This is a genomic window from Paenibacillus sp. J31R122 (assembly GCF_056269185.1).
In genome coordinates this window covers 35,478-55,392 of the sequence record NZ_JBWDNM010000016.1, presented here as the reverse complement: position 1 = coordinate 55,392, position 19,915 = coordinate 35,478, and the positions used below count along the sequence as shown (strand labels likewise).

19 protein-coding genes are annotated in these 19,915 nt (G+C 42.8%); 9 read left to right on the top strand and 10 right to left on the bottom strand.

Annotated features, from left to right (window positions below; translation table 11 throughout):
• Nucleotides 1-711, top strand: coding sequence for an acylneuraminate cytidylyltransferase family protein (locus AC0YN7_RS23580; RefSeq protein ID WP_475812482.1), 711 nt, complete (start codon nucleotides 1-3; stop codon nucleotides 709-711).
• 484 nt (nucleotides 712-1,195) lie between these two features.
• A complete protein-coding gene (locus tag AC0YN7_RS23575; protein ID WP_028599014.1) occupies nucleotides 1,196-1,393 on the top strand; it encodes a cold-shock protein in 198 nt (65 codons plus the stop codon).
• 89 nt (nucleotides 1,394-1,482) lie between these two features.
• Here AC0YN7_RS23575 and AC0YN7_RS23570 read toward each other — a convergent pair whose 3' ends face one another.
• The 9 genes from AC0YN7_RS23570 to AC0YN7_RS23530 form a co-directional block, all read right to left on the bottom strand.
• Nucleotides 1,483-3,705 (bottom strand): glycosyltransferase, encoded by a 2,223-nt coding sequence (locus AC0YN7_RS23570; RefSeq protein ID WP_475812481.1) that lies wholly within the window; start codon nucleotides 3,703-3,705, stop codon nucleotides 1,483-1,485.
• A gap of 46 nt (nucleotides 3,706-3,751) precedes the next feature.
• Entirely contained in the window at nucleotides 3,752-4,888 is a 1,137-nt protein-coding gene (rffA, locus tag AC0YN7_RS23565) for a dTDP-4-amino-4,6-dideoxygalactose transaminase (protein ID WP_475812480.1), read from the bottom strand.
• Nucleotides 4,866-5,600, bottom strand: a complete 735-nt coding sequence (locus AC0YN7_RS23560; RefSeq protein ID WP_475812479.1) for a metallophosphoesterase family protein — start codon at nucleotides 5,598-5,600, stop codon at nucleotides 4,866-4,868. The genes rffA and AC0YN7_RS23560 overlap by 23 nt, the downstream gene beginning before the upstream one ends.
• Nucleotides 5,581-6,552, bottom strand: coding sequence for an ATP-grasp domain-containing protein (locus AC0YN7_RS23555; protein ID WP_475812478.1), 972 nt, complete (start codon nucleotides 6,550-6,552; stop codon nucleotides 5,581-5,583). Before AC0YN7_RS23555 ends, AC0YN7_RS23560 begins: the two co-directional genes overlap by 20 nt.
• A 20-nt stretch (nucleotides 6,553-6,572) precedes the next feature.
• Complete coding sequence (locus AC0YN7_RS23550; RefSeq protein ID WP_475812477.1) at nucleotides 6,573-7,427, bottom strand: NAD-dependent epimerase/dehydratase family protein; 855 nt, start codon at nucleotides 7,425-7,427, stop codon at nucleotides 6,573-6,575.
• A gap of 15 nt (nucleotides 7,428-7,442) precedes the next feature.
• Entirely contained in the window at nucleotides 7,443-8,171 is a 729-nt protein-coding gene (locus AC0YN7_RS23545) for a class I SAM-dependent methyltransferase (RefSeq protein WP_475812476.1), read from the bottom strand.
• Nucleotides 8,152-9,033: a WbqC family protein gene (locus tag AC0YN7_RS23540; protein WP_475812475.1), complete on the bottom strand. Its 882-nt coding sequence runs from the start codon at nucleotides 9,031-9,033 to the stop codon at nucleotides 8,152-8,154. Before AC0YN7_RS23540 ends, AC0YN7_RS23545 begins: the two co-directional genes overlap by 20 nt.
• Nucleotides 9,034-9,474: 441 nt before the next feature.
• Nucleotides 9,475-9,933: a transposase gene (locus AC0YN7_RS23535; protein WP_475812474.1), complete on the bottom strand. Its 459-nt coding sequence runs from the start codon at nucleotides 9,931-9,933 to the stop codon at nucleotides 9,475-9,477.
• Nucleotides 9,934-10,082: 149 nt separating this feature from the next.
• A complete protein-coding gene (locus AC0YN7_RS23530) occupies nucleotides 10,083-10,364 on the bottom strand; it encodes a transposase (RefSeq protein WP_475812575.1) in 282 nt (93 codons plus the stop codon).
• A gap of 504 nt (nucleotides 10,365-10,868) precedes the next feature.
• On the opposite strand from AC0YN7_RS23530, the gene AC0YN7_RS23525 reads away from it, so the two are divergent.
• The 5 genes from AC0YN7_RS23525 (at nucleotide 10,869) to AC0YN7_RS23505 (ending at nucleotide 16,674) form a co-directional block, all read left to right on the top strand.
• Entirely contained in the window at nucleotides 10,869-11,066 is a 198-nt protein-coding gene (locus AC0YN7_RS23525) for a cold-shock protein (protein WP_028608231.1), read from the top strand.
• Nucleotides 11,067-11,295: 229 nt separating this feature from the next.
• Nucleotides 11,296-11,841 carry a ribosome hibernation-promoting factor, HPF/YfiA family gene (gene hpf / locus AC0YN7_RS23520; protein ID WP_475812473.1) on the top strand — a complete coding sequence of 182 codons (546 nt, stop codon included), beginning with the start codon at nucleotides 11,296-11,298 and terminating at the stop codon, nucleotides 11,839-11,841.
• Nucleotides 11,842-11,980: 139 nt separating this feature from the next.
• The gene (gene secA, locus AC0YN7_RS23515) at nucleotides 11,981-14,488 is read left to right on the top strand and encodes a preprotein translocase subunit SecA (RefSeq protein WP_475812472.1); all 2,508 of its coding nucleotides are present in this window, start codon (nucleotides 11,981-11,983) and stop codon (nucleotides 14,486-14,488) included.
• Nucleotides 14,489-14,556: 68 nt separating this feature from the next.
• Nucleotides 14,557-15,664 (top strand): peptide chain release factor 2 gene (prfB, locus tag AC0YN7_RS23510; protein WP_475812471.1). Its coding sequence is split into 2 segments (ribosomal slippage): nucleotides 14,557-14,628 and nucleotides 14,630-15,664, totalling 1,107 coding nucleotides; the frame shifts between segments, so codons are not numbered across the junction.
• Nucleotides 15,665-15,789: 125 nt separating this feature from the next.
• Nucleotides 15,790-16,674, top strand: a complete 885-nt coding sequence (locus tag AC0YN7_RS23505; protein WP_475812470.1) for a YitT family protein — start codon at nucleotides 15,790-15,792, stop codon at nucleotides 16,672-16,674.
• Between the two features lie 148 nt (nucleotides 16,675-16,822).
• Here AC0YN7_RS23505 and AC0YN7_RS23500 read toward each other — a convergent pair whose 3' ends face one another.
• A complete protein-coding gene (locus AC0YN7_RS23500) occupies nucleotides 16,823-17,263 on the bottom strand; it encodes a hypothetical protein (RefSeq protein ID WP_475812469.1) in 441 nt (146 codons plus the stop codon).
• 269 nt (nucleotides 17,264-17,532) lie between these two features.
• Between AC0YN7_RS23500 and argC the strand changes: the two genes are divergently transcribed.
• Both argC and argJ read left to right on the top strand, forming a co-directional pair.
• Nucleotides 17,533-18,582: an N-acetyl-gamma-glutamyl-phosphate reductase gene (argC, locus tag AC0YN7_RS23495; RefSeq protein ID WP_475812468.1), complete on the top strand. Its 1,050-nt coding sequence runs from the start codon at nucleotides 17,533-17,535 to the stop codon at nucleotides 18,580-18,582.
• 68 nt (nucleotides 18,583-18,650) lie between these two features.
• Nucleotides 18,651-19,892 (top strand): bifunctional ornithine acetyltransferase/N-acetylglutamate synthase, encoded by a 1,242-nt coding sequence (gene argJ / locus AC0YN7_RS23490; protein ID WP_475812467.1) that lies wholly within the window; start codon nucleotides 18,651-18,653, stop codon nucleotides 19,890-19,892.
• Nucleotides 19,893-19,915 lie beyond the last annotated feature (23 nt).

Genomic DNA, 19,915 nt, shown 5'->3' with positions numbered 1-19,915 from the left:
ATGATCAATGGACACAAAGTACTAGCTATTATTCCAGCAAGAGGCGGCTCCAAGGGCGTTATAGGCAAAAATATTCACCCGCTAGGGGGAAAGCCCTTAATTGCATGGACTATTGAAGAAGCAAGGAAATCCAGCTACATCGATCGTTGCATCGTCTCGTCGGATGATGATGAAATTATTCGCGTTGCACTGAGCTATCAGTGCGACGCCCCCTTTGTTCGACCGGCTCATTTGGCACAGGACGATACACCGGGAGTAGCACCTGTGCTGCATGCGCTAGAGTCGCTGCCGGAATATGATTATGTGGTACTGCTGCAGCCGACGTCGCCTTTTAGAGTGGTAGAAGATATAGATGCCTGCATATCATTGTGCGATCGTATGGAGGCGCCTGCTGTGGTGTCTGTAACGGAGCAAGACAAAAGCCCCTATTGGATGTTCCATATGGAGGACAATCAACAACTTAGCCCTCTTATGGGGCATATTGGCGCTCTGCACAGACAAGGGCTACCGACGGTATATCGATTAACTGGCGCGGTGTATGTGGCGAGGACGGAATGGTTGAAGCAATCGAAATCTTTTATAAGCGACCAAACAATGGGCTGCAGCATGCCTTCCGATAGAGCAATTGACATCGATACCCATTTTGACTTTACGGTGTGCGAAGCGATTATAGCATCGAGGAAGCAGGAGGAAGCAAACCACCTGTGTTGAAATGGTAAGTATGCTAGAGAGAGGTCAGATTGTAGAGAAAGAACGGTTTATTGACTATGTGTTTTATAAGTCTATTGTTGTAAGTAGTCCAGAGTTCTAAACAAGGTATTTCGATTTCTTATCGTCCAACAAAAATTATACCGACATATAAACCAGTCTGTCTTACGTACTCCCAGTGGTTCGTGAGAATGTAACGATTATGATTGATCCTTGAGTGCTAATGAGGGAAGGGTCAATTAGTATTATCCGATTACTAACGTGGTGAACAATAATGGGTATTCGGAAGACTTGCAAAACGGATACAAATATAGAAGCCGAGCATCACAAATAAACAATAAATAAGAATGAAAAATGTTGATTGATTATTCAATGAATCCGCTTACAAAGAATTGTTTGACAATTCGAATAGCTCGATGGTATAGTCAAATTGTGGGTTAGACGTAAGTTGCCTCACAGTATTTGAAGATGAAGGAAATGTTTGCACATGCAAGGTAAAGTTAAATGGTTCAACGCAGAGAAAGGCTATGGATTCATTGAGACTGAGCAAGGCGGCGACGTGTTTGTTCATTTCTCCGCGATCCAATCCGAAGGCTTCAAGACTCTTGAAGAAGGCCAATCGGTCGAATTCGACATCGTAGAAGGCGCTCGTGGTCCACAAGCTGCAAACGTAGTCAAACTGTAATCATCCGGCTATTATTAGCCACCTTATAGATGGTTCGATTGACAACTGCCTAACACAAAGCCCCGGCTAGCGGGGCTTTTTTTGTGTATTCATTTCAAAGAAACGGATCGTTTCGTAAATTGCTCTTCCGCTATTTTAATCAAGCGAAGCATATCCTCGATAGAGTCTTTAAAGCTGAAATTTTGTGTAATTATTTTTTTCATTCTCATGCCCTTTTCCTTGCGATATTCCACGTCTTCATAAAGCCTATAGAGCTCAGCTTCATACTCCTGAATGCTTCCTGAAGCATCGACAGAGCCGACAACAGCTCCGATATCACTGGATTCGTTTAAGGTCAGAATTGGTAGGGACTGATTCATAGCGATATAACCGCTGAACCCGCCGCCTTGTCTAAACGGATTGACGAAAGCGTCACAAATTTCATATAAAGCGGGTAGATCAGCCATATATTCAATGAAAATGATTTGATTGGCGTTAATTAAATGAGCGTAAGCTACATGTAAATAGTTGAACGAGGCTCTGCCTACAATAAGCCACTTCACATCAGTCCTTTGTTGAATAAAGCTACATACTAGATCGATAAATACTTCATTCATTTCCGCATCCAGCCGATTGCCTACCGTAACCATAACATAGTCTTCCGACTTTATAGGATAGGCAGACCTAGCTATCGCTTGAGTGGGCTCGGGGAAGGATAAACCGACTATATGCTTGTGGTAATTAATATCTTTAATCTGATAGCGGTTGTACTCCTTCATGATATCTTCATTACTATAACCGCCAATGTAGAGGTCAGCTCCGCAAGGGTTTACCGCTCCACCCATTGTAAAGTTAATGACAGGAACCAAGTCACCTAAATAGGCTGCCATGAAGCTGTAATTGATCCCGATAGCGATGACAACATGGGGTTCAAAATCAACAATCTGATTCAGATCATTTTGAATTCTATTGATACGCATTTTTGAAACATCAGAGTAATAAATATTCGAAGTCGTTTTTAAATACGCTTCGTGATTGCTGCTGAATGTACTTGATATGGCTGAACGGAAGTAATTAGGGAAACAAACCTCATTAGGACTAAAGTGCAAAAAGTCTTCTGTAAAAATTTTAAATTCATAGTCGGGCAAGTATGTTTGGAAGCCCATTAAGTAGTTTAAGGTAAGCATGGTCGGCGCATGATTCGGAAGAAGCAATTGGCCTGCTACGATAGCTATACGCTTCGGATTTCGTTTCTTGAAATCAACTTGAACGTGAGGCTTATAATAATTAACGATCCGCGAGAATATGGTTTCACGATGAGCGAACAGTTCAGGGTAACCCTTAACCTTGTTCCTGTTCAAGTAAACAAGGGAATTAATTAGCATGGGATAGTGATATTCTAAGTGCTCATTATCCATTAATAAAACGTGAAGGATCTCTTCCAATGAATCATTATCCGCATTTAACATGGCTAAATATGAGAAGAAGTACATTTTTTCAATGAAACCGATAGAGCTATTTTTAATGTGAAGCAGAAACTGTTTATAAATTTTTTGTTGTACAGCATCGTCCCAGGTGCTTATATTTTTAAATAAGGTATAGATTGCACTGTCTTTCTGCTGTTGGGGCAGATCCGCTTGGAAAACAAATTGAACGCCATAGAATGTAAAGTAGGGATGGCTTTGTAATAGTTCCATCCATTTCGTATCAATAGTTACATCGAAGTTTTGAGTAAATGGTAGATTTATGACTTGAGACTCGCTATCTGCATTATATGCGAACTCGTAATCTGTATCATTGTAGTTAAATGTCCAAGACATATTCGACTTGATTGGAGCCAAGTCATAGTCGAAATATTCGAGCTCGTCAAAGTGGACAAAGATATTGTTCTGCATTAAGAAAGGAGTCCATTTCGTTAAGCCATCTTCGCATGTAGATAGATAGATTTTATCACGAAGATTCTGGTGCTTAATGTTATTAAATTGGGACAGCTGCTCGATAAAGGCATAATGCTCCCAATTTGGCGGAGCAGGAGAGCCGCCGATATCATCAAAATAAACAAAGTCATGAGCAAGTGAATTATAGCATCTGTACCAAGAGAATAATAGAAATCTATTATTCGACAGCACCGTAATTCTGTCAATTCCTTCTTTATACCGATTTTGTTCTTTGAGGTAAGTTACAATATCGAGCAAATGTGTGAGTTGAAAGCCGTTATCCTTATCGTCGAATATCTCAATATGAAAATTTTCACTTTCAAACTTATCATAAATCCAATTTAGTCTCGCTTCATCCCTAACATTTGTTAGAACAGCAATTAATATGTTGTTCATGCTCATATCCCCTTTCTTGCGTGGAGCCAAGTGATACACCTGATGATCAGCTCAAAACTTTAAACATACTTTCAATAACATACTCCTGATCTAACTCGGTAAGTAATGGATACAAGGGAATCCGAAGCAGTCTGCTGCTTAGGCGTTCCGTTATTGGCAGATCTCCAGGCATATATCCCAGCTTCTGACCCATCGGAGATAAATGAAGGGGAACATAGTGAAAGCTAGCCATAATGCCTAGTTTACGCAGTTCTGCGAGTGCGTAATCTCGCAGGTTCTCGCTTGGAAATATAACATGGAATAAATGATAGTTAGATTCGCAGTCAGAGGGAATGAACGGAAGCTGAATAATCTCTTTGCTTGCCAGTTCTTTAAGACCCTCGTAATAACGATAATAGGCTTGCTTACGTAAGTGCTGAATCTCATCCAAATGCTCAAACTGAGCGCTTAACATAGCAGCAACGATGTCCGTAGGCAAATAACTAGAACCTATATCTACCCAAGTATACTTATCCACTTGTCCTCTGAAAAACTGGCTTCGGTTTGTTCCCTTTTCTCGTATAATTTCGGCCCGTTCTGCAAGAGCTCCATCATGATTAAATAACAGAGCACCGCCTTCGCCGCAAGAATAGTTTTTCGTATCGTGGAAGCTATAGCAGCCCATATCACCTATAGATCCCAAGTACTTTCCCTTATATTTGGCGTTGACGCCTTGAGCAGCATCTTCAACAACAGTTAGCTTATAGTCTCTCGCAATAGACATAATGGAATCCATATCACAAGAGACACCGGCATAGTGAACGGGGAAAATAGCTCTTGTGCGGCTCGTTATTCTGTTCATAATTTCGCCAGGATCGATATTCAACGTTAATTCATCTATATCGGCGAATACGGGTTTTGCTCCTCGCAGCATGATCGCATTTGCAGTTGAGACGAAAGTGAACGAGGGGAGTATAACCTCGTCATTTTCTTTCAGATTTAGTAAAATGGCCGACATGTCCAGCGCTGAAGAGCAAGAAGTCGTTAATAAGCTTTTCTCAGATTGGAAAGTTGAGTTAATAAATTCGCTGACCCTTTTCGTATAATAACCGTCGCCAGCAGTGCTTATTCCATTTAGCACATTACTGAAATAATTCATTGTATTGTTTGCAATAAAGGGTTTATTGAACGGAATTGTTCTCATAGGTTTGACCCTCTCTTAGTTGTTTTTCAATATGTATGTAGGATTGTTTGCCGCCAATTCTTGTACCAGCATATAGATTCTCGTAGAAATAGGGCTCGAAGCCGCATAGTTCCATTTCTTTCGCAATTTCATCAATATCATAGTCTACCTTGTGCAAAACGACTTGATTATGATTGAAAACGGCAAAGGAAGCTCTAGGATCGCCATCTCTAGGCTGTCCCACAGCGCCTGGATTACAGTAAGTTTTATTAGGGAACTGAGCTAGAGCTTGAACATGTGTATGCCCTGAGAAGAAGAAGTCGCCCGAAAGGTGAGTGAAATAGCCTTCAGTTATTGTGTATAAATACTCATCTACCGGATCGTTCCAGCCGCCATGTACGCAGTTCATATTTTGTGTCATTAGAGAAAGGCACGCTTGCTCAAGCCATAGTCTGTTCTCATCCGTAATTATTTTAGATTGGTGTTCCAAGCATCGATTAGCAGAGTTCGATCGTGGGCACCCTGAGTTTGATAGCAGATATTGATCATGGTTCCCAAGCAGATGGATAACATCTCTCGTTTTCAGTTCATCTATGCACTCATTAATCATGCAATAATAGCCAGCGACATCGCCCAGGCTAATAATTTGTGAACATCCCATTTCGTCAATACTTCGCAATACGGCCTTGAGGGCTGGATAATTGCCATGAATATCAGAGATTATCGCTATCATAGGTGATCACATCCTTTATGTATCGAACTGCAGTTCCTTTTTTGAGCGTTCGATAGCTTGGTGCTTGGTTGTTTAAGTAATAATCGATACACATTTCGGCTTCGTTATATCCAAATGCAGTTCTAATCGAAGTAGAAGATGAGATTCTCGGATTAATTTCTAATAATAAATATTGATCCCCATGACGTCGAAATTGGAAGTTAGTAGGGCCGCTTGGCTTGAATATCTGAACCAAGCGATCTACCATTTCATTCAAGCTTGCATTATCGACAATTTTTGCTTTGGCCGTTGCTCCATCGGGCCCCAGCTTTCGGTGTAAGGCTATCTTCTGAGTACTGCTTCCATCGCCAAGACCGAATACACCAACGGTATACTCGGATTCGGTAGAGCCAACGATTTGCTGGACCATAAAATTATCATGAAGCTTTGTTTTCCAGTATGTAAAATCTTCTTTATTGTATAAAGTGTGTATCCCTTTGGATGCATAGGAGCGTCTTGGTTTAAGCAAGTAAGGAATGCCAAATGCTTGCTCAACTTCAGAATAATCATCGCCAATATAGGAGGGGATGCTAGGCATATTATTGTCGATCAGTTTTTCGTGAGTATGCCATTTATCATCGGCTAGCTTGATTAAGTCGAAGTTGTTGATAGCGAACTTGGTATTAAGCTTATGCAGTCTGTCCCACTCGGCAATCATTCGATTGATATCCTGCTCGATCCCGGGAATGACTAGGTCAATCTGATTATCTAAAATGATTTTAGTTAAAAAGTAGGGGTAGTTCTCATTACTAGCAAGCACGCCGGGAATAAAAGTGTTGCACCAGTTTTTTCCGACGGCATCATCGTAAATATCAGTTCCAATGATATTTACCTTGTGTTTGGAGTCGAGTAAAGATTGAATAATCCCATAGCCTATTACCGCCCCTACACCAGTAACTAATATGTTGTACACTTGGATACCTCTTTCAATCCTTAATATAGAGCCTTTCTAATCAGCTGAATGCCCTGATACAAATCAGTCTTAGGACGATAATCTATTTTGTTGTAAAGCAGTTGAGCGTCTGAAGGAATATATACTTTCTTGATGTTATCTTTCTCTATATCAAAGCGGACCTCTCCGACTTGTTCGAAAACCTGGTAGGCTGTTGTGGCCATCTCACTGATTTTATAATTTTGCGGAGAAATGCATGAATAGACTCCAGTTACTTTATTATCGATGACGCGAGCGATCATCTCGATCAAATCATCAATATATAGAAAGTTTCTCGTTACATCTGCATTTCCAAAGAAGGTAATACTATCACCCCTATGAGCCTTATCAATCACATAATAGAGGAAGGGCTGGTGTTTCTTAGCCTTGCCTATTGCATCATAGACTTGGCTAATGAGCAGGGAAGTGAACGATATTCCGGCTTGGCCGCATCTGAACTCCATATAATCTTGACCGTGCTGCTTAGAAATTCCATAGGACCCGTAGTACTCATTATCTATATGGCGGTAGGCAGATATTGAAGAAAGATAGATTATATGACGGCATTTAAGTTTTATTGCGAGATGACTTGCGAAAATGCTCCCTAATGAGTTGATTCTTTCATTTAACAAGCATCCCGCTAGATCATCAGACGCAAAGCTTGCCGCACAATGTATGATAACATCCACTTCAAACGATGGTTCGAGTGATGTATTCGTATCGAATTGCTCAAGATCTAATGCGATATCATCGTTAGCAGCTCGTCCAGCGGTAAAAACAATGTTATTGCTTGATCGCAATTTAGAAATGAGTTGACTCCCTATCATAGAATTACTGCCGACTACGAGAACTCTCATCTAGTATCACCTGTTTCAAAGAGATAGCGGTTCCGCTTCTACTAATATGGCTGCACAAAGCTCAGGATAGTCCACGCCAACTCGCAGCATTCCGGTAAGGAGTTCGTTGCTTAACTGCAGATCTTTAATTTGTCTCGTTGTAATCGGTTTAAGAAAAATTCCTTCAAGTTTGTTAACTTTTAAATGATTATCCGTGAAAAGCTGGGTAAAGCTTTCAACGTTGTATAGTCGTTGGTGTCCTAATTGCAAGTCGGCCTCGCTTAAAGCGGACATATCGTCAATCATTCCAGCTTCGAATGCAATACGTTTATTTAACGTCGTACTATTAGGTACAGCTGCATAAATTTTCCCATTAGGCTTAAGCATTTGCTTATACTTGTGAATGATCAATTCAGGATCATCGACATGTTCGAGAATGAAACCCATTACAATAATGTCGAATTTCTCATCAGTGTCAAAATCCTCAAAAAAGGCGTGAGTGATATTTACTGGATCGAATCCTTTGAATTTCTCATTAAAGTCTTTAATAATCTCCTTGGAGCCTTCAATAACTAAATGCCGGGCATAATGTTCTGAGAAAATTTTTGAAGTATAGCCATGCCCCAATCCCAGCTCTAACAAAGACTCCCCCTGAGCGTAATGAAGAATCCGTTTAGGATACCAGTTTAAAATTAGTTCATTATCTAATGCGTATGGAAAATCGTTGTTATATGCACCTGAGAAATTATCTAGCTGTGTTTTCAATAGAAAGGCCTCTCTCTTTTTTAAAATAATTAACCGCGTTTTTACCTTCGTTTAGTATTAGATCTAGTATTGAAACTCCATGCTCAAAAGGTCCATTAAGCTGTTCATAGGGCAAGTATCCCGAGTAATCGATGTAGGATACGGAAATGCCGGAGTTTTGAAATTGTCCTTCATCTAAGTAGGATTTTGCCGCAGGACCAGAGATATATCTGGTCGCGCCAGTTGCTTTGCATAAATCAATGAGCCGTTCATTTTTGCCGTTCGTTGAAGGCGGATAGTATGATGAATAAGAGATCTTAGTATGGATATCGAGCACGTTGCAAACCCATTGAATGAAGAGCATATTAATTTCACTAATTCGCTCGAGATTGCTTGAATAATCATACAACTGCTGCAATTCCGATTTGAAATCATTAAAGTGATGCGCTTTGGAATAGGAGGCCTCAATTGTTTTCCAATGCTTAATGCTCCATCGGTTGCTGGCAACCTTCGTTTCAATGATTTTTTGTTGAAGTTCAGTATGAGTGACAGGAATAGTGAGCCATTGCAGGCCTTGTGATGTCTTTATCTTGTTCCGGTTTCTCCAATCATTCTTAGTATACTGAACCTCGTCATACAGAATGAACTCGTCTACCCTACTGATCAAATCGAAATAGCCCTTCCAAGGGATGTAGTTGGACTGCAGCACAGCAATAGTTTTGTGAATAATAAATCCCTCCTTTCTTAATCCTTTTGATGAGCATAGAAGGATTATGCTCGTAAAATAGTACATCCAATATTTGAAGAGGTGATTGGCTAATGGAGCAATAGTATTCAAATAATTTTCAACTGTATGAGCAGTCTCGAAGGATTGATTATGCATAACAGGCCCTTGTCCCATGAACCACTGGTAAGAAACCTCGCAGCTTGTGAATCCAATCGTTTTACTTTTATTTTCAATATCAAGCGGATCGATACCGCCTAATATGTTTTTAGTGTATTCAGCTAAATTGAAAGTATTTTATTAATTCCAAACTCTTTTTCCGCCATGTCATCAATGTATACAACGGAATTAATTTCTCTAGTGACAATATCAGAGTAGTCGGCGTTATCCTTCTCGGTCAGATTCTTTAAAGCCTCCCAATATAGCTTGTTTATTGATTTGTTGACGATTATCTTAGTAATGTCGGTGTAAACTGTACCTTAAATATATCGGTTTAACTAACGTTGAATATTACCTCTAGTATTTGGTTTATTTTTACAGAAACAAAAAGTTATACACGACTTATGCAATTCGCTGAATTAGTTTGGGAATTCTGAGAATCTATGCTTGAATAAACGGCCATAAGGTCATGAATAATTTTTTCGACCAATAAGCTGAAATTATACTTGAAAACCCGCGTACGTCTATGTCAGACTCAATAGAGATTCGTTCAATGCCCTTGTGGTTTCTTGTCCGAACCTGGTAACGAGTTTTGGAGTGTTCACGAACCACTTCGCCGTGGGTGCATCTCTCATCACTCATTTTTTCTTTGTTTACTTGCCATAAAGCAAAGGCTTGCAAAGATTCTGCAGTAAACAATAATTCATTATGAGCATGGTGGTGCTCTTCGGTAGTGGAATGACAATTGTCAAAAGAGAGATCTTGCTTTGCCATACGAAAGAAAACCTCAATACGCCAGCGCTTGCCGTAAACTTCTAGCGCTTTCTCAGGCACATCATGGCGATTACTAATAATCAAATAAGTCCCTTTGTTAAGTAGCTGGGCTTTCTTCTGTTTCATCAGGAGAAGCAGCGATTTCTACATCCTCTTTTAATCGCGCAGCCACGACAGCAGTGATCGGTACAAATTGATTCTTGTTTACCGGCTGTCCTTTTCTTCCAGTGGCTTGAAAGGAAGCTTCATATAGATATCTGGGAATGGAATTGCGGTTAGACCAGTAGTACTTTTAGCGCAACCAGTAAATGAAAGTTCTCTTTTATTAATTGGCGACCCGAAACCGGAATATAGCTAGCTTTATGACCTACCACAGTTACCTTTCGGTAGAGTGCAGTATTGCGTTTCGCCTTGGTTACCCAGTCGAAACCATTGTCCTGTAAGAACACCATAAACTCTCTTTTACAGTACCATCGGTCCATCGCAACCCAAAGTCGACAGGACACCGATTCGCGTAGTTGATGCAATAGTTGCTTGGCTAAATCATATTGGTTAATTCAGAATGATCTTTTGTTTTTGTCCAAAATCGATAGGATAGCGGGTAATCCAAGCCATTTTGAAGGATAGCTTGAATCACAATCAGATTCATACACCAGCTGTACGTTTTGGATGTAGAGTCAAATAACCAACATAAGAATGGCAATTTCTTCGCACACGGATGTGCAATATGGGTGTCATCCAGGTTAATGCAATCTCCATCCTGCAAGGTCATATCTTCATCTTCTTGAAGTCTAGCCATTCGTTTTCGACATTGGAGTATAAATTATAGAGATGTACTCCTTTCAAGTAGGACTGAACACATGTCCAATGTTATTAGTAGTTTTTTCCCCTGTTTCACTGTATTTTCGACACAATCCGCTACTCCCAATCCCTTACTCCATCTAAATGAATTCGCTTACAATAAATTGTTTGACAATTCCGTTATGTGGGTGCTATAGTCAAATTGTGGGTTATACATTGAGATGTCTCACAGCATTTGAAGATGAAGGGAATGTTTGCACATGCAAGGTAAAGTTAAATGGTTTAACGCGGAAAAGGGTTATGGATTTATCGAGACTGAGCAAGGCGGCGACGTATTTGTTCATTTCTCCGCTATCCAAACTGAAGGTTTCAAGACTCTTGAAGAAGGCCAATCCGTTGAATTCGATATCGTCGAAGGCGCTCGCGGACCACAGGCTGCTAACGTAGTCAAACTGTAATCATCAGGCTAATCTAGCCACTTTATAGGGATCACAATTGACAAGTAATAACGACAAAGCTCCGGGAAACCGGAGCTTTTTTTGACCTTAAGTAAGGAAGCCGATCTTTTCGCACCTTTAAATAGTAGTACTATTTCATAATTATCTGAATATTCTAAATAAACTAAAAAAATTTTGATTTAGGTCGTTACATATGATATAATAAGGGCATGTAAAGGAGGAGTTCCCCATGAAATACAACATTCGAGGTCAACACTTTCAAGTCACAGACGCATTGAGAGACTACGTCGAAAAGAAACTCAGCCGATTGGATAAGTACTTTGAAGCACCGATCACCTCCGATATTAACGTGACACTATCTGTCACTAAAGGGAAACACACAGTTGAGGTAACTATACCGCTCACCGGCGTCATGCTAAGAGCCGAGGAGAAAGGCGAGGATATGTACGCTTCCATTGATCTGGTAGCGGACAAACTCGAACGACAAATACGTAAACATAAAACAAAAGTTAATCGCAAATTCCGTCAAGGAAGCGGTGTACGCGCCTTGTTTAGGGAAGAAGGCTCTGCAGTAGGTGTTCTAGAAGAGGAAGATGAACTGGAACTCGTACGTACGAAGCGTTTTGCCCTGAAGCCTATGGACGTGGAAGAAGCGATTTTACAAATGAATATGGTAGGACATAACTTTTTCGTATTCGCGAATGTAGACAATAAAGAGGTTAACGTCGTATACAAACGCAGCGATGGAAAGTATGGTTTAATCGAACAAGATTAGCAGCATTCATTCATAAACCAGTGGCCCTTTTCTCCAATTTGGAGAGGGGCTTTTTCTTTTCCTAGAGCACTCGTTGCGGCGATGTCTACAAACTGTTACAATTTAAGGCAAAGAGGCGTAATAACGAAAGGGGAACACTATGCTCGGACTAGTGAAAAAAATATTCGGTGATCAAAACGAGCGCGAGGTTAAACGACTCCAGCGTACGGTAGACGAGATTAATGCCATAGAATCAAAAATGACAGCACTATCTGATGAAGCACTTCGTGCGAAGACAGATGAATTTAAAGCAAGAATTGAAAAAGGCGAGACGCTGGAAAAAATTCTTCCTGAAGCTTTTGCAACGGTAAGAGAAGCGTCAAAGCGGACCCTTGGCATGCGTCATTTTGATGTACAGCTAATGGGCGGTATGGTACTGCATGAAGGTACGATTGCGGAGATGAAAACGGGTGAAGGTAAAACGCTTGTTGGGACGCTCCCAGTGTATTTGAATGCTTTACTAGGTAAGGGCGTTCATGTCGTGACGGTCAATAACTACTTGGCACAACGCGATAGCGAGATGATGGCTCAGCTTTACAACTTCCTTGGTATGTCTGTTGGTTGTAACCTGCACGGTTTGTCACATGATGAGAAGCAAGAGGCTTACGCATGCGATATTACGTATGGTACAAACAATGAATTTGGCTTCGATTATTTGCGGGACAATATGGTGCTTTACAGTGAACAAATGGTTCAGCGTCCTCTTTATTACGCTATTATCGATGAAGTGGATTCCATTCTAGTCGATGAGGCGCGGACTCCACTTATTATTTCTGGACAAGCAGCTAAGTCAACGGAGCTTTATTTTGCCGCAGATCGCTTTGTGAGCCGTTTGAAGGCTGAAGAGGATTATTTGATTGATATAAAGGTACGCAGCGTTATGCTGACTGAGGCAGGCGTTGAGAAGGCTGAACGTGCTTTTCAAATTGAGAATTTGTTTGACCATGACAACGTAACTATTAATCACCACATACAGCAGGGCCTGAAAGCAAACTTTATTATGAAGCGTGATGTCGATTACGTCGTGGAAGAGGACGAAGTCGTCATTGTTGATGAATTCACTGGACGTTTGATGTCGGGACGTCGTTATAGTGATGGCTTGCATCAAGCTATTGAAGCGAAGGAAGGTCTCAAGGTCCAGAACGAGAGCATGACCCTGGCAACTATCACATTCCAAAACTATTTCCGTATGTACCGCAAGCTAGCAGGCATGACAGGTACGGCGAAGACGGAGGAAGAAGAATTCAAGCGCATTTACGGTCTTGAAGTTATTCAAGTGCCAACTAATCGCTCGATGATTCGTAAAGATATTGCTGACGTTGTATATAAAACCGAAAAGGGTAAATTCAATGCAGTTGTTGATGAAATCGTAGAGCGCCACAGTAAAAAACAACCGGTGCTAGTAGGTACGATTTCCATCGAGAACTCAGAGAAGCTTTCTGACATGCTTAAACGTAAGGGAGTTACCCATAAAGTACTAAACGCTAAGTTCCATGCTGAAGAAGCGGAAATCATTTCACGTGCAGGGCAAGCGAGCTCTGTAACTATAGCAACGAATATGGCTGGACGTGGTACGGATATTTTGCTGGGCGAATCGGTTGCGGAAGCAGGCGGCTTGCACATTATCGGTACAGAACGTCATGAGAGCCGTCGGATCGACAACCAGCTGCGTGGTCGTGCTGGACGTCAAGGTGACCCAGGTTCATCACAGTTCTACTTATCTTTGGAGGATGAGCTGATGCGTCGTTTCGGCTCGGAGAACATTATGGGCATGATGGATAAGCTTGGACTGGATGAGGATCAACCGATTGAAAGTCGAATGATTTCGAAAGCGATCGAGTCCGCGCAAAAACGTGTAGAGGGCAACAACTTTGATATTCGGAAGGTTGTCTTGCAATATGATGATGTAATGAACCAGCAGCGTGAAATTATTTACAAGCAGCGCCGTGATATTCTTGGCTCGGATAATATCCGCAAGGAAGTAATGGATATGCTTACGCCGGTTATCGATCGTATCGTAGAAGCGCATTGCTCGGAGGATATTCCAGAGGAGTGGGATTTGCAGGCGATTGTTGAATATGCGCATGCAACCTTCCTGCAAGAAGGCACGCTGACCAAAGATATGCTTTGGGGTAAAGAGAAGGAAGAAATTACACAGTTCATCCAAGCGAAAGTCGATGAATACTACGATGAACGTGAACAAGAGCTCGGAGAAGAAACGATGCGCGAGTTCGAGAAGGTCGTTGTGCTCCGCGCAGTAGACAGCAAGTGGATGGATCACATCGATGCGATGGATCAGCTGCGTCAAGGTATCCATTTACGCGCATACGGCGGAACGGATCCGCTTCGCGAATATCAATTCGAAGGCTTCGAGATGTTTAAGGAAATGATTGAGAGTATTCAAGAGGAAGTTGCAAAATATATTATGAAGGCTCGTGTTGAAAGCAACCTAGAGCGTCAAGAGGTGGCTAAAGGCCAAACAACGACAACTAGCGGCGGCGGAGAGGCGCAAGAAAAACGTCCAGCTAAGCGTGAAGAGCGTGTTGGCCGCAATGATTCTTGTCCGTGCGGTAGCGGTAAGAAGTATAAGCAATGCCACGGTAAATAAAGAACGGCATTGCACGATTCAGCATATTGTAAATAAATGAATGACTATTTTGAGGTGAAGCTAAGGCTATGATAGACATAACGGTTAAACAAGACCTGCGTGAAATGGCCAAGCGGCTCCAAGAGCTCAGGGGGTCTCTTTGACTTAGATCTTAAGCTGGAGATCATTGCCAATTTCGAAGAAAAAATGACTTATCCTGATTTCTGGGATGACAATGAGCGTGCGCAAAGTGTTATTTCTGAACTGAATGCTGTTAAGTCAGTCGTCGATCAATATAACGGACTTAATTCGGAGCAGGATGACTTGCAGATGATGCTTGAGCTGGTTGAAGAGGAAGGCGATGAATCTCTTGCTGCGGATGTAGTAAGCGGCGTGCAGGAGCTGCTGCGTAAGGTAAATGAATTCGAGCTTCAGCTGCTGCTAAACCAGCCTTACGACAAGCTGAACGCGATCGTCGAGCTTCATCCTGGCGCGGGTGGGACGGAGTCTCAGGACTGGGGACTGATGTTATACCGGATGTATACGCGTTGGGCGGAGAAACGAGGCTTCAAGGTCGATTTGCTCGATTATTTGCCTGGTGACGAGGCCGGCATTAAGAGCGTTACTATTTTGGTAAAAGGCTATAATGCCTATGGGTACTTGAAAGCAGAGAAAGGCGTGCATCGACTTGTTCGCATCTCGCCTTTTGATTCGGCGGGTCGCCGCCATACATCATTTGCATCTTTGGACGTTATCCCTGAAATCAACGATGATATCGAGATTGAGGTTCGTACGGAGGATTTGAAAGTGGATACGTACAGGGCAAGCGGAGCGGGCGGTCAGCACGTTAACAAGACGGAGTCAGCGATTCGGATTACCCATATCCCAACTGGCATTGTGTGTGCATCCCAGCAGGAAAGATCACAAATTAAGAACCGTGAGATCGCAATGAAGATGCTTCGCTCCAAGCTTTACGAGCGGAAGATCGAAGAGCAACAGAAGCATCTGGCAGAAATTCGCGGCGACCAATCTGAAATTGCTTGGGGCAGTCAAATCAGATCGTATGTTTTTCATCCCTACAGCATGGTGAAGGATCATCGTACGTCTGTGGAGACTGGTAATGTTGGAGCGGTTATGGACGGCGATATCGATCAGTTTATTGATGGATACTTACGTCATCAGATTCGTCATGACTAGCACTAACGCGTAGTATCTGTAACAAACATAGTATAGGGAAAAGGGGAAGAGTTTCAACACTGATACGTGTTGGGCTCTTCTTTTTGTGAGAAGTGAGCTAGTGTAGAGATAAGGAGATTGAGGGAATGGCAGGTACTCCTGTAAAACGAAGAAAAGGCAGTCGCAGCTTAAGTCCGCGATCACAGAGAATGGCGAGTGTTTTTTGGCTTGTTATAGGGGCGTTTATCGTAGCGGTCAGCTTCAATATGTTTATGGTTCCGAACGGAATTGCGTCAGGCGGAGTTTCTGGTATTTCGATTCTGGTACAGCGGACTTTGGGAATTGCGCCGGCATTGACACAATGGGCGATCAATATTCCGCTATTTATTGTAGGCTTCCTGCTGCTCGGCAAAAGATTTGGTGCGAAAACAGCGCTAGGCTCGGTCGTGCTGCCATTGTTTGTATTGCTTACAGATAGCTGGCCTTCACCAACGGATAATCTGTTGCTGGCTGCCATTTACGGCGGTATTGGGGTTGGCTTGGGGCTTGGTCTTGTATTTCGTGGCGGAGCTTCCACCGGAGGATTAGATTTGGCTGCGCAAATACTACATCGCTATACGGGGTTGCCGCTCAGCTTGGCAGTTGTTTGTTTTGATGGGGCCGTTATTGTGGCTGCTGGCTTGATCATTTCACCGGAGGTTGCGCTCTACGCGCTTATTGGATTATTTGTGACAAGCAAGACGATAGATTTTGTACAGAGCGGTCTGCAGCTATCGAAGGTCGCTTTTATAATAAGTGATCAAGCCGAAGCGCTGGCGGAGTCTATTTTGAACGATCTGGATCGTGGTCTTACTCGGCTCGATGGGCACGGCGGCTATACGGGAGCGGGGAAAACGGTGCTTATGGTTGTTGTAGGGCAGAATGAAGTGCCAAAGCTGAAACAGCTTGTTAGGGCGATTGATTCAGGTGCTTTCGTTATTATTAGTAATACAGCAGAGGTGCTGGGGCAGGGGTTTAAGCTCGAGAACTGATGTGAGTAAGGGTAAGTGCGTGTGGGGGGACAAGTGCAAGTCCACAAAAATGATTGGGTTCAGCGATTTAGCAGAATTTCTATTGTTTCCCAAGTAGTATGCTAGTGGGGAGCAACTATATAAGTACAAGAAGGATACAAGGTGGCAATTATGACTGCTTCGAATATGGCTTGTATCCTTTGATGAAATTAAGCTTTGGATTGCTTTTGAATAACAGAAAGGGAAGGTCAAGGGTGTCCGCTATCTCTTCGGGTTTATGGCCCTTATTCAATAGCTTACGAATAATAAGTTGGCGTTCTTCTTCTTTACCCTCTTCTTTGCCTTTCTCTCGACCTTCTTCTAGACCTTCTTTGTACCCCCCTCCCCCCCAACGCTTCCACGCGGGCATTAGCTCCATAATAGTCACCTCATCCTCAGGGTATTGTTCAATCAATTCTCGTATCAGGGAAACATCCTGTTCTTTATCAGGTACAAAATATAAGTCGGCTATAGACATAATTAATGCGAGGAGAGCTTGATCAAGTTGCTTTTGAAGTCTTAATATCATTTTCAAATAGACTAAACGAACGGAGCGTTTCTCTTCCTTCATAAGCTCTGCCGATTCCAGCTTTGAACTTAAAAATGTATAAAATTGTTCAAATGATGGAGGTATTTTTGCATTGTATTATTATAAATCAGTATGTATAATAATACGAAACACAACTGATATTTCCATCAACTGCCGAATGATGTACAATTATAAATTGAGGAAGAAGACAACCTTTCCGTTAGCGGAAAGAGCAATAGATGGAACTGTTGCATGCTGGGCCATTTTGGGAGGGGCTGGCAAGCTTCGTCCAGTTACGGGGAGAGATAAACATGAGCACAAAGGTGAAAATTGCGATTGTGGGTTCAACTGGATATGGTGGAGTAGAATTGATGAGATTGCTTGCTTCTCATCCGTTGGCAGAAGTGACTTCGGTCATCTCGTCATCGAGCGCAGGAACACCGATTTCGGAAGGTTACCCGCATTTGACTGGTATTCGCGAGGAACTGCTAGATGATGTTGAGCCACAAGCTATCAAAGCGAAGGCTGATGTTGTTTTTCTAGCAACTCCAGCAGGCGTGGCGGCTAAGCTTGTACCACAGCTTCTTGAAGTAGGCTTGAAGGTTATTGATTTATCAGGTGATTTCCGCTTGAAATCACAAGCATTGTATGAACAGTGGTACAAGAAGCCGGCAGCCGAGGAGAAGTACCTCCAGCAAGCTGTATTCGGGCTCGCTGAGATTTACGGTGATCAAGTCGTAGATGCTAATTTTATCTCAAACCCAGGCTGCTATCCAACAGCAACACTTCTCGGACTTATTCCGGCTGTGAAAGAGGGCTGGATTGATCCTTCTACTATTATTATTGATGCGAAGTCAGGTGTATCCGGTGCTGGTCGCGGTGCATCACTCGGAACTCATTATTCGGAGCTGAATGAAAATCTCAAAGCGTATAAACTGAATCAGCATCAGCATGTTCCGGAAATTGAAATGGTTTTATCAGACGTTGCTGCTAAGCCAGTAGTCACTACATTTACGACGCATCTTGTTCCAATGACAAGAGGAATTATGTCTACGATGTATGCGACAGTGCAAGGTGAGCGCGACGTTAATGATTTTATAGAGCTTTACCGCTCCTACTATAAAGGACGCAGTTTTGTGCGTATTCGTCCTGAAGGACAATGGCCTTCGACGAAGGAAGTATGGGGCTCGAACTACTGTGACATCGGCTTTGCGGTTGATAAGCGTACCGGCCGTGTAACGATTGTTTCTGTTATTGACAATTTGGTCAAAGGCGCAGCAGGTCAAGCGATTCAAAACTTGAATTTAATGATGGGTTGGGATGAAACGCTAGGTCTGCAGTTTGTTCCAGTGTATCCATAAATATAACGTTAATGATAAACCGATATTATAAATCTATTTTATACACGTGAAGGGGATACGCATTTACTATGGGACAGGAGAATAAGGAATCATTGTTCTCGGTCGTCGCGGACGGCTCGATAACTACACCTAAAGGATTCAAAGCAGGCGGACTTTATTGCGGCCTCAAAAAATCGACGCGACATGATCTAGGGGCAATTGTATGCGAGGTGCCGGCAACTGCAGCTGGAGTATATACGACTAACGCATTCCAAGCAGCACCGATTCAGGTTACTCGCGAGAGTATTGGATCAGGCGGCATATTGCGTGCTGTGCTTGTTAACAGCGGTAACGCGAATGCGTGTACAGGTAAGCAGGGAGATGCGGATGCTTATGAAATGCGGTCTCGATTTGCTGAGTCGATTGGCGTATCGGCGGATCATGTAGCAGTTGCTTCGACAGGTGTTATCGGCGAGCCGCTCAAGATGGATAAAGTGCGCAGTGGCATTGATGGTCTGCCTGTGAAGCTGGAAGATAATCGCCAAGGTGCAGACGGCTTCTGCCAAGCGATACTGACAACGGATCTTGTTCAAAAAATGGTATGTGTAGAGCTTGAGCTTGACGGTCAGATTGTCCATGTAGCGGGTGCTGCCAAAGGCTCGGGGATGATTCATCCGAATATGGCTACTATGCTTGGCTTCGTTACGACAGATGCTGCTATAGGCAGTGAAGCGCTGCATCAGCTGCTTCGTCAGGCAACGGACTATACTTTTAATATGATAACTGTTGATGGAGATACAAGTACAAATGACATGCTCGTTGCAATGGCGAGCGGACTTGCTGGAAATCGCGAGCTGACGTCGAATCACGAAGGTTGGGCAGCGTTTGCGGCTGCGCTGCGTTATGTATGTGAAGTGCTGGCGAAAGCTATTGCGCGCGATGGAGAAGGCGCTACGAAGCTTGTTGAAGTACAAGTAAGCGGAGCTGTAAGTGATGAGTCTGCACAAGCAATTGCGAAGACGGTTGTTGGGTCGTCATTAGTCAAGTCCGCTGTTTTTGGTGCGGATGCGAACTGGGGCCGAATTATCGCGGCAGTTGGGCGGGCAGGCCAGCCGGTTAATCCGGAAACGGTCGATATACGTTTGGGGGATATTTTGACGCTAGAGAAGTCTCGTCCGGTTGTATTTGATGAAGAGGCTGCTTTGGAATATTTAAAGGGCGACACCGTTGTAATTCGCGTTGACCTCTATAACGGCGAAGGAACGGCAACGGCTTGGGGCTGCGATTTGACGTATGATTATGTCCGAATTAATGCGGCGTATCGTACATAAGCGAAGTGATGCTGGAGGTTATG

Coding starts and splice junctions, on each gene's coding strand:
- AC0YN7_RS23580 (WP_475812482.1), top strand. CDS start 1: ATGATCAATGGACACAAAGTACTAGCTATTATTCCAGCAAGAGGCGGC.
- AC0YN7_RS23540 (WP_475812475.1), bottom strand. CDS start 9,033: ATGCATAATCAATCCTTCGAGACTGCTCATACAGTTGAAAATTATTTG.
- argJ (WP_475812467.1), top strand. CDS start 18,651: ATGGGACAGGAGAATAAGGAATCATTGTTCTCGGTCGTCGCGGACGGC.
- AC0YN7_RS23505 (WP_475812470.1), top strand. CDS start 15,790: ATGGCAGGTACTCCTGTAAAACGAAGAAAAGGCAGTCGCAGCTTAAGT.
- AC0YN7_RS23535 (WP_475812474.1), bottom strand. CDS start 9,933: ATGAAACAGAAGAAAGCCCAGCTACTTAACAAAGGGACTTATTTGATT.
- AC0YN7_RS23570 (WP_475812481.1), bottom strand. CDS start 3,705: ATGAACAACATATTAATTGCTGTTCTAACAAATGTTAGGGATGAAGCG.
- hpf (WP_475812473.1), top strand. CDS start 11,296: ATGAAATACAACATTCGAGGTCAACACTTTCAAGTCACAGACGCATTG.
- AC0YN7_RS23575 (WP_028599014.1), top strand. CDS start 1,196: ATGCAAGGTAAAGTTAAATGGTTCAACGCAGAGAAAGGCTATGGATTC.
- secA (WP_475812472.1), top strand. CDS start 11,981: ATGCTCGGACTAGTGAAAAAAATATTCGGTGATCAAAACGAGCGCGAG.
- rffA (WP_475812480.1), bottom strand. CDS start 4,888: ATGAGAACAATTCCGTTCAATAAACCCTTTATTGCAAACAATACAATG.
- AC0YN7_RS23500 (WP_475812469.1), bottom strand. CDS start 17,263: ATGAAGGAAGAGAAACGCTCCGTTCGTTTAGTCTATTTGAAAATGATA.
- AC0YN7_RS23550 (WP_475812477.1), bottom strand. CDS start 7,427: ATGAGAGTTCTCGTAGTCGGCAGTAATTCTATGATAGGGAGTCAACTC.
- argC (WP_475812468.1), top strand. CDS start 17,533: ATGAGCACAAAGGTGAAAATTGCGATTGTGGGTTCAACTGGATATGGT.
- AC0YN7_RS23560 (WP_475812479.1), bottom strand. CDS start 5,600: ATGATAGCGATAATCTCTGATATTCATGGCAATTATCCAGCCCTCAAG.
- AC0YN7_RS23525 (WP_028608231.1), top strand. CDS start 10,869: ATGCAAGGTAAAGTTAAATGGTTTAACGCGGAAAAGGGTTATGGATTT.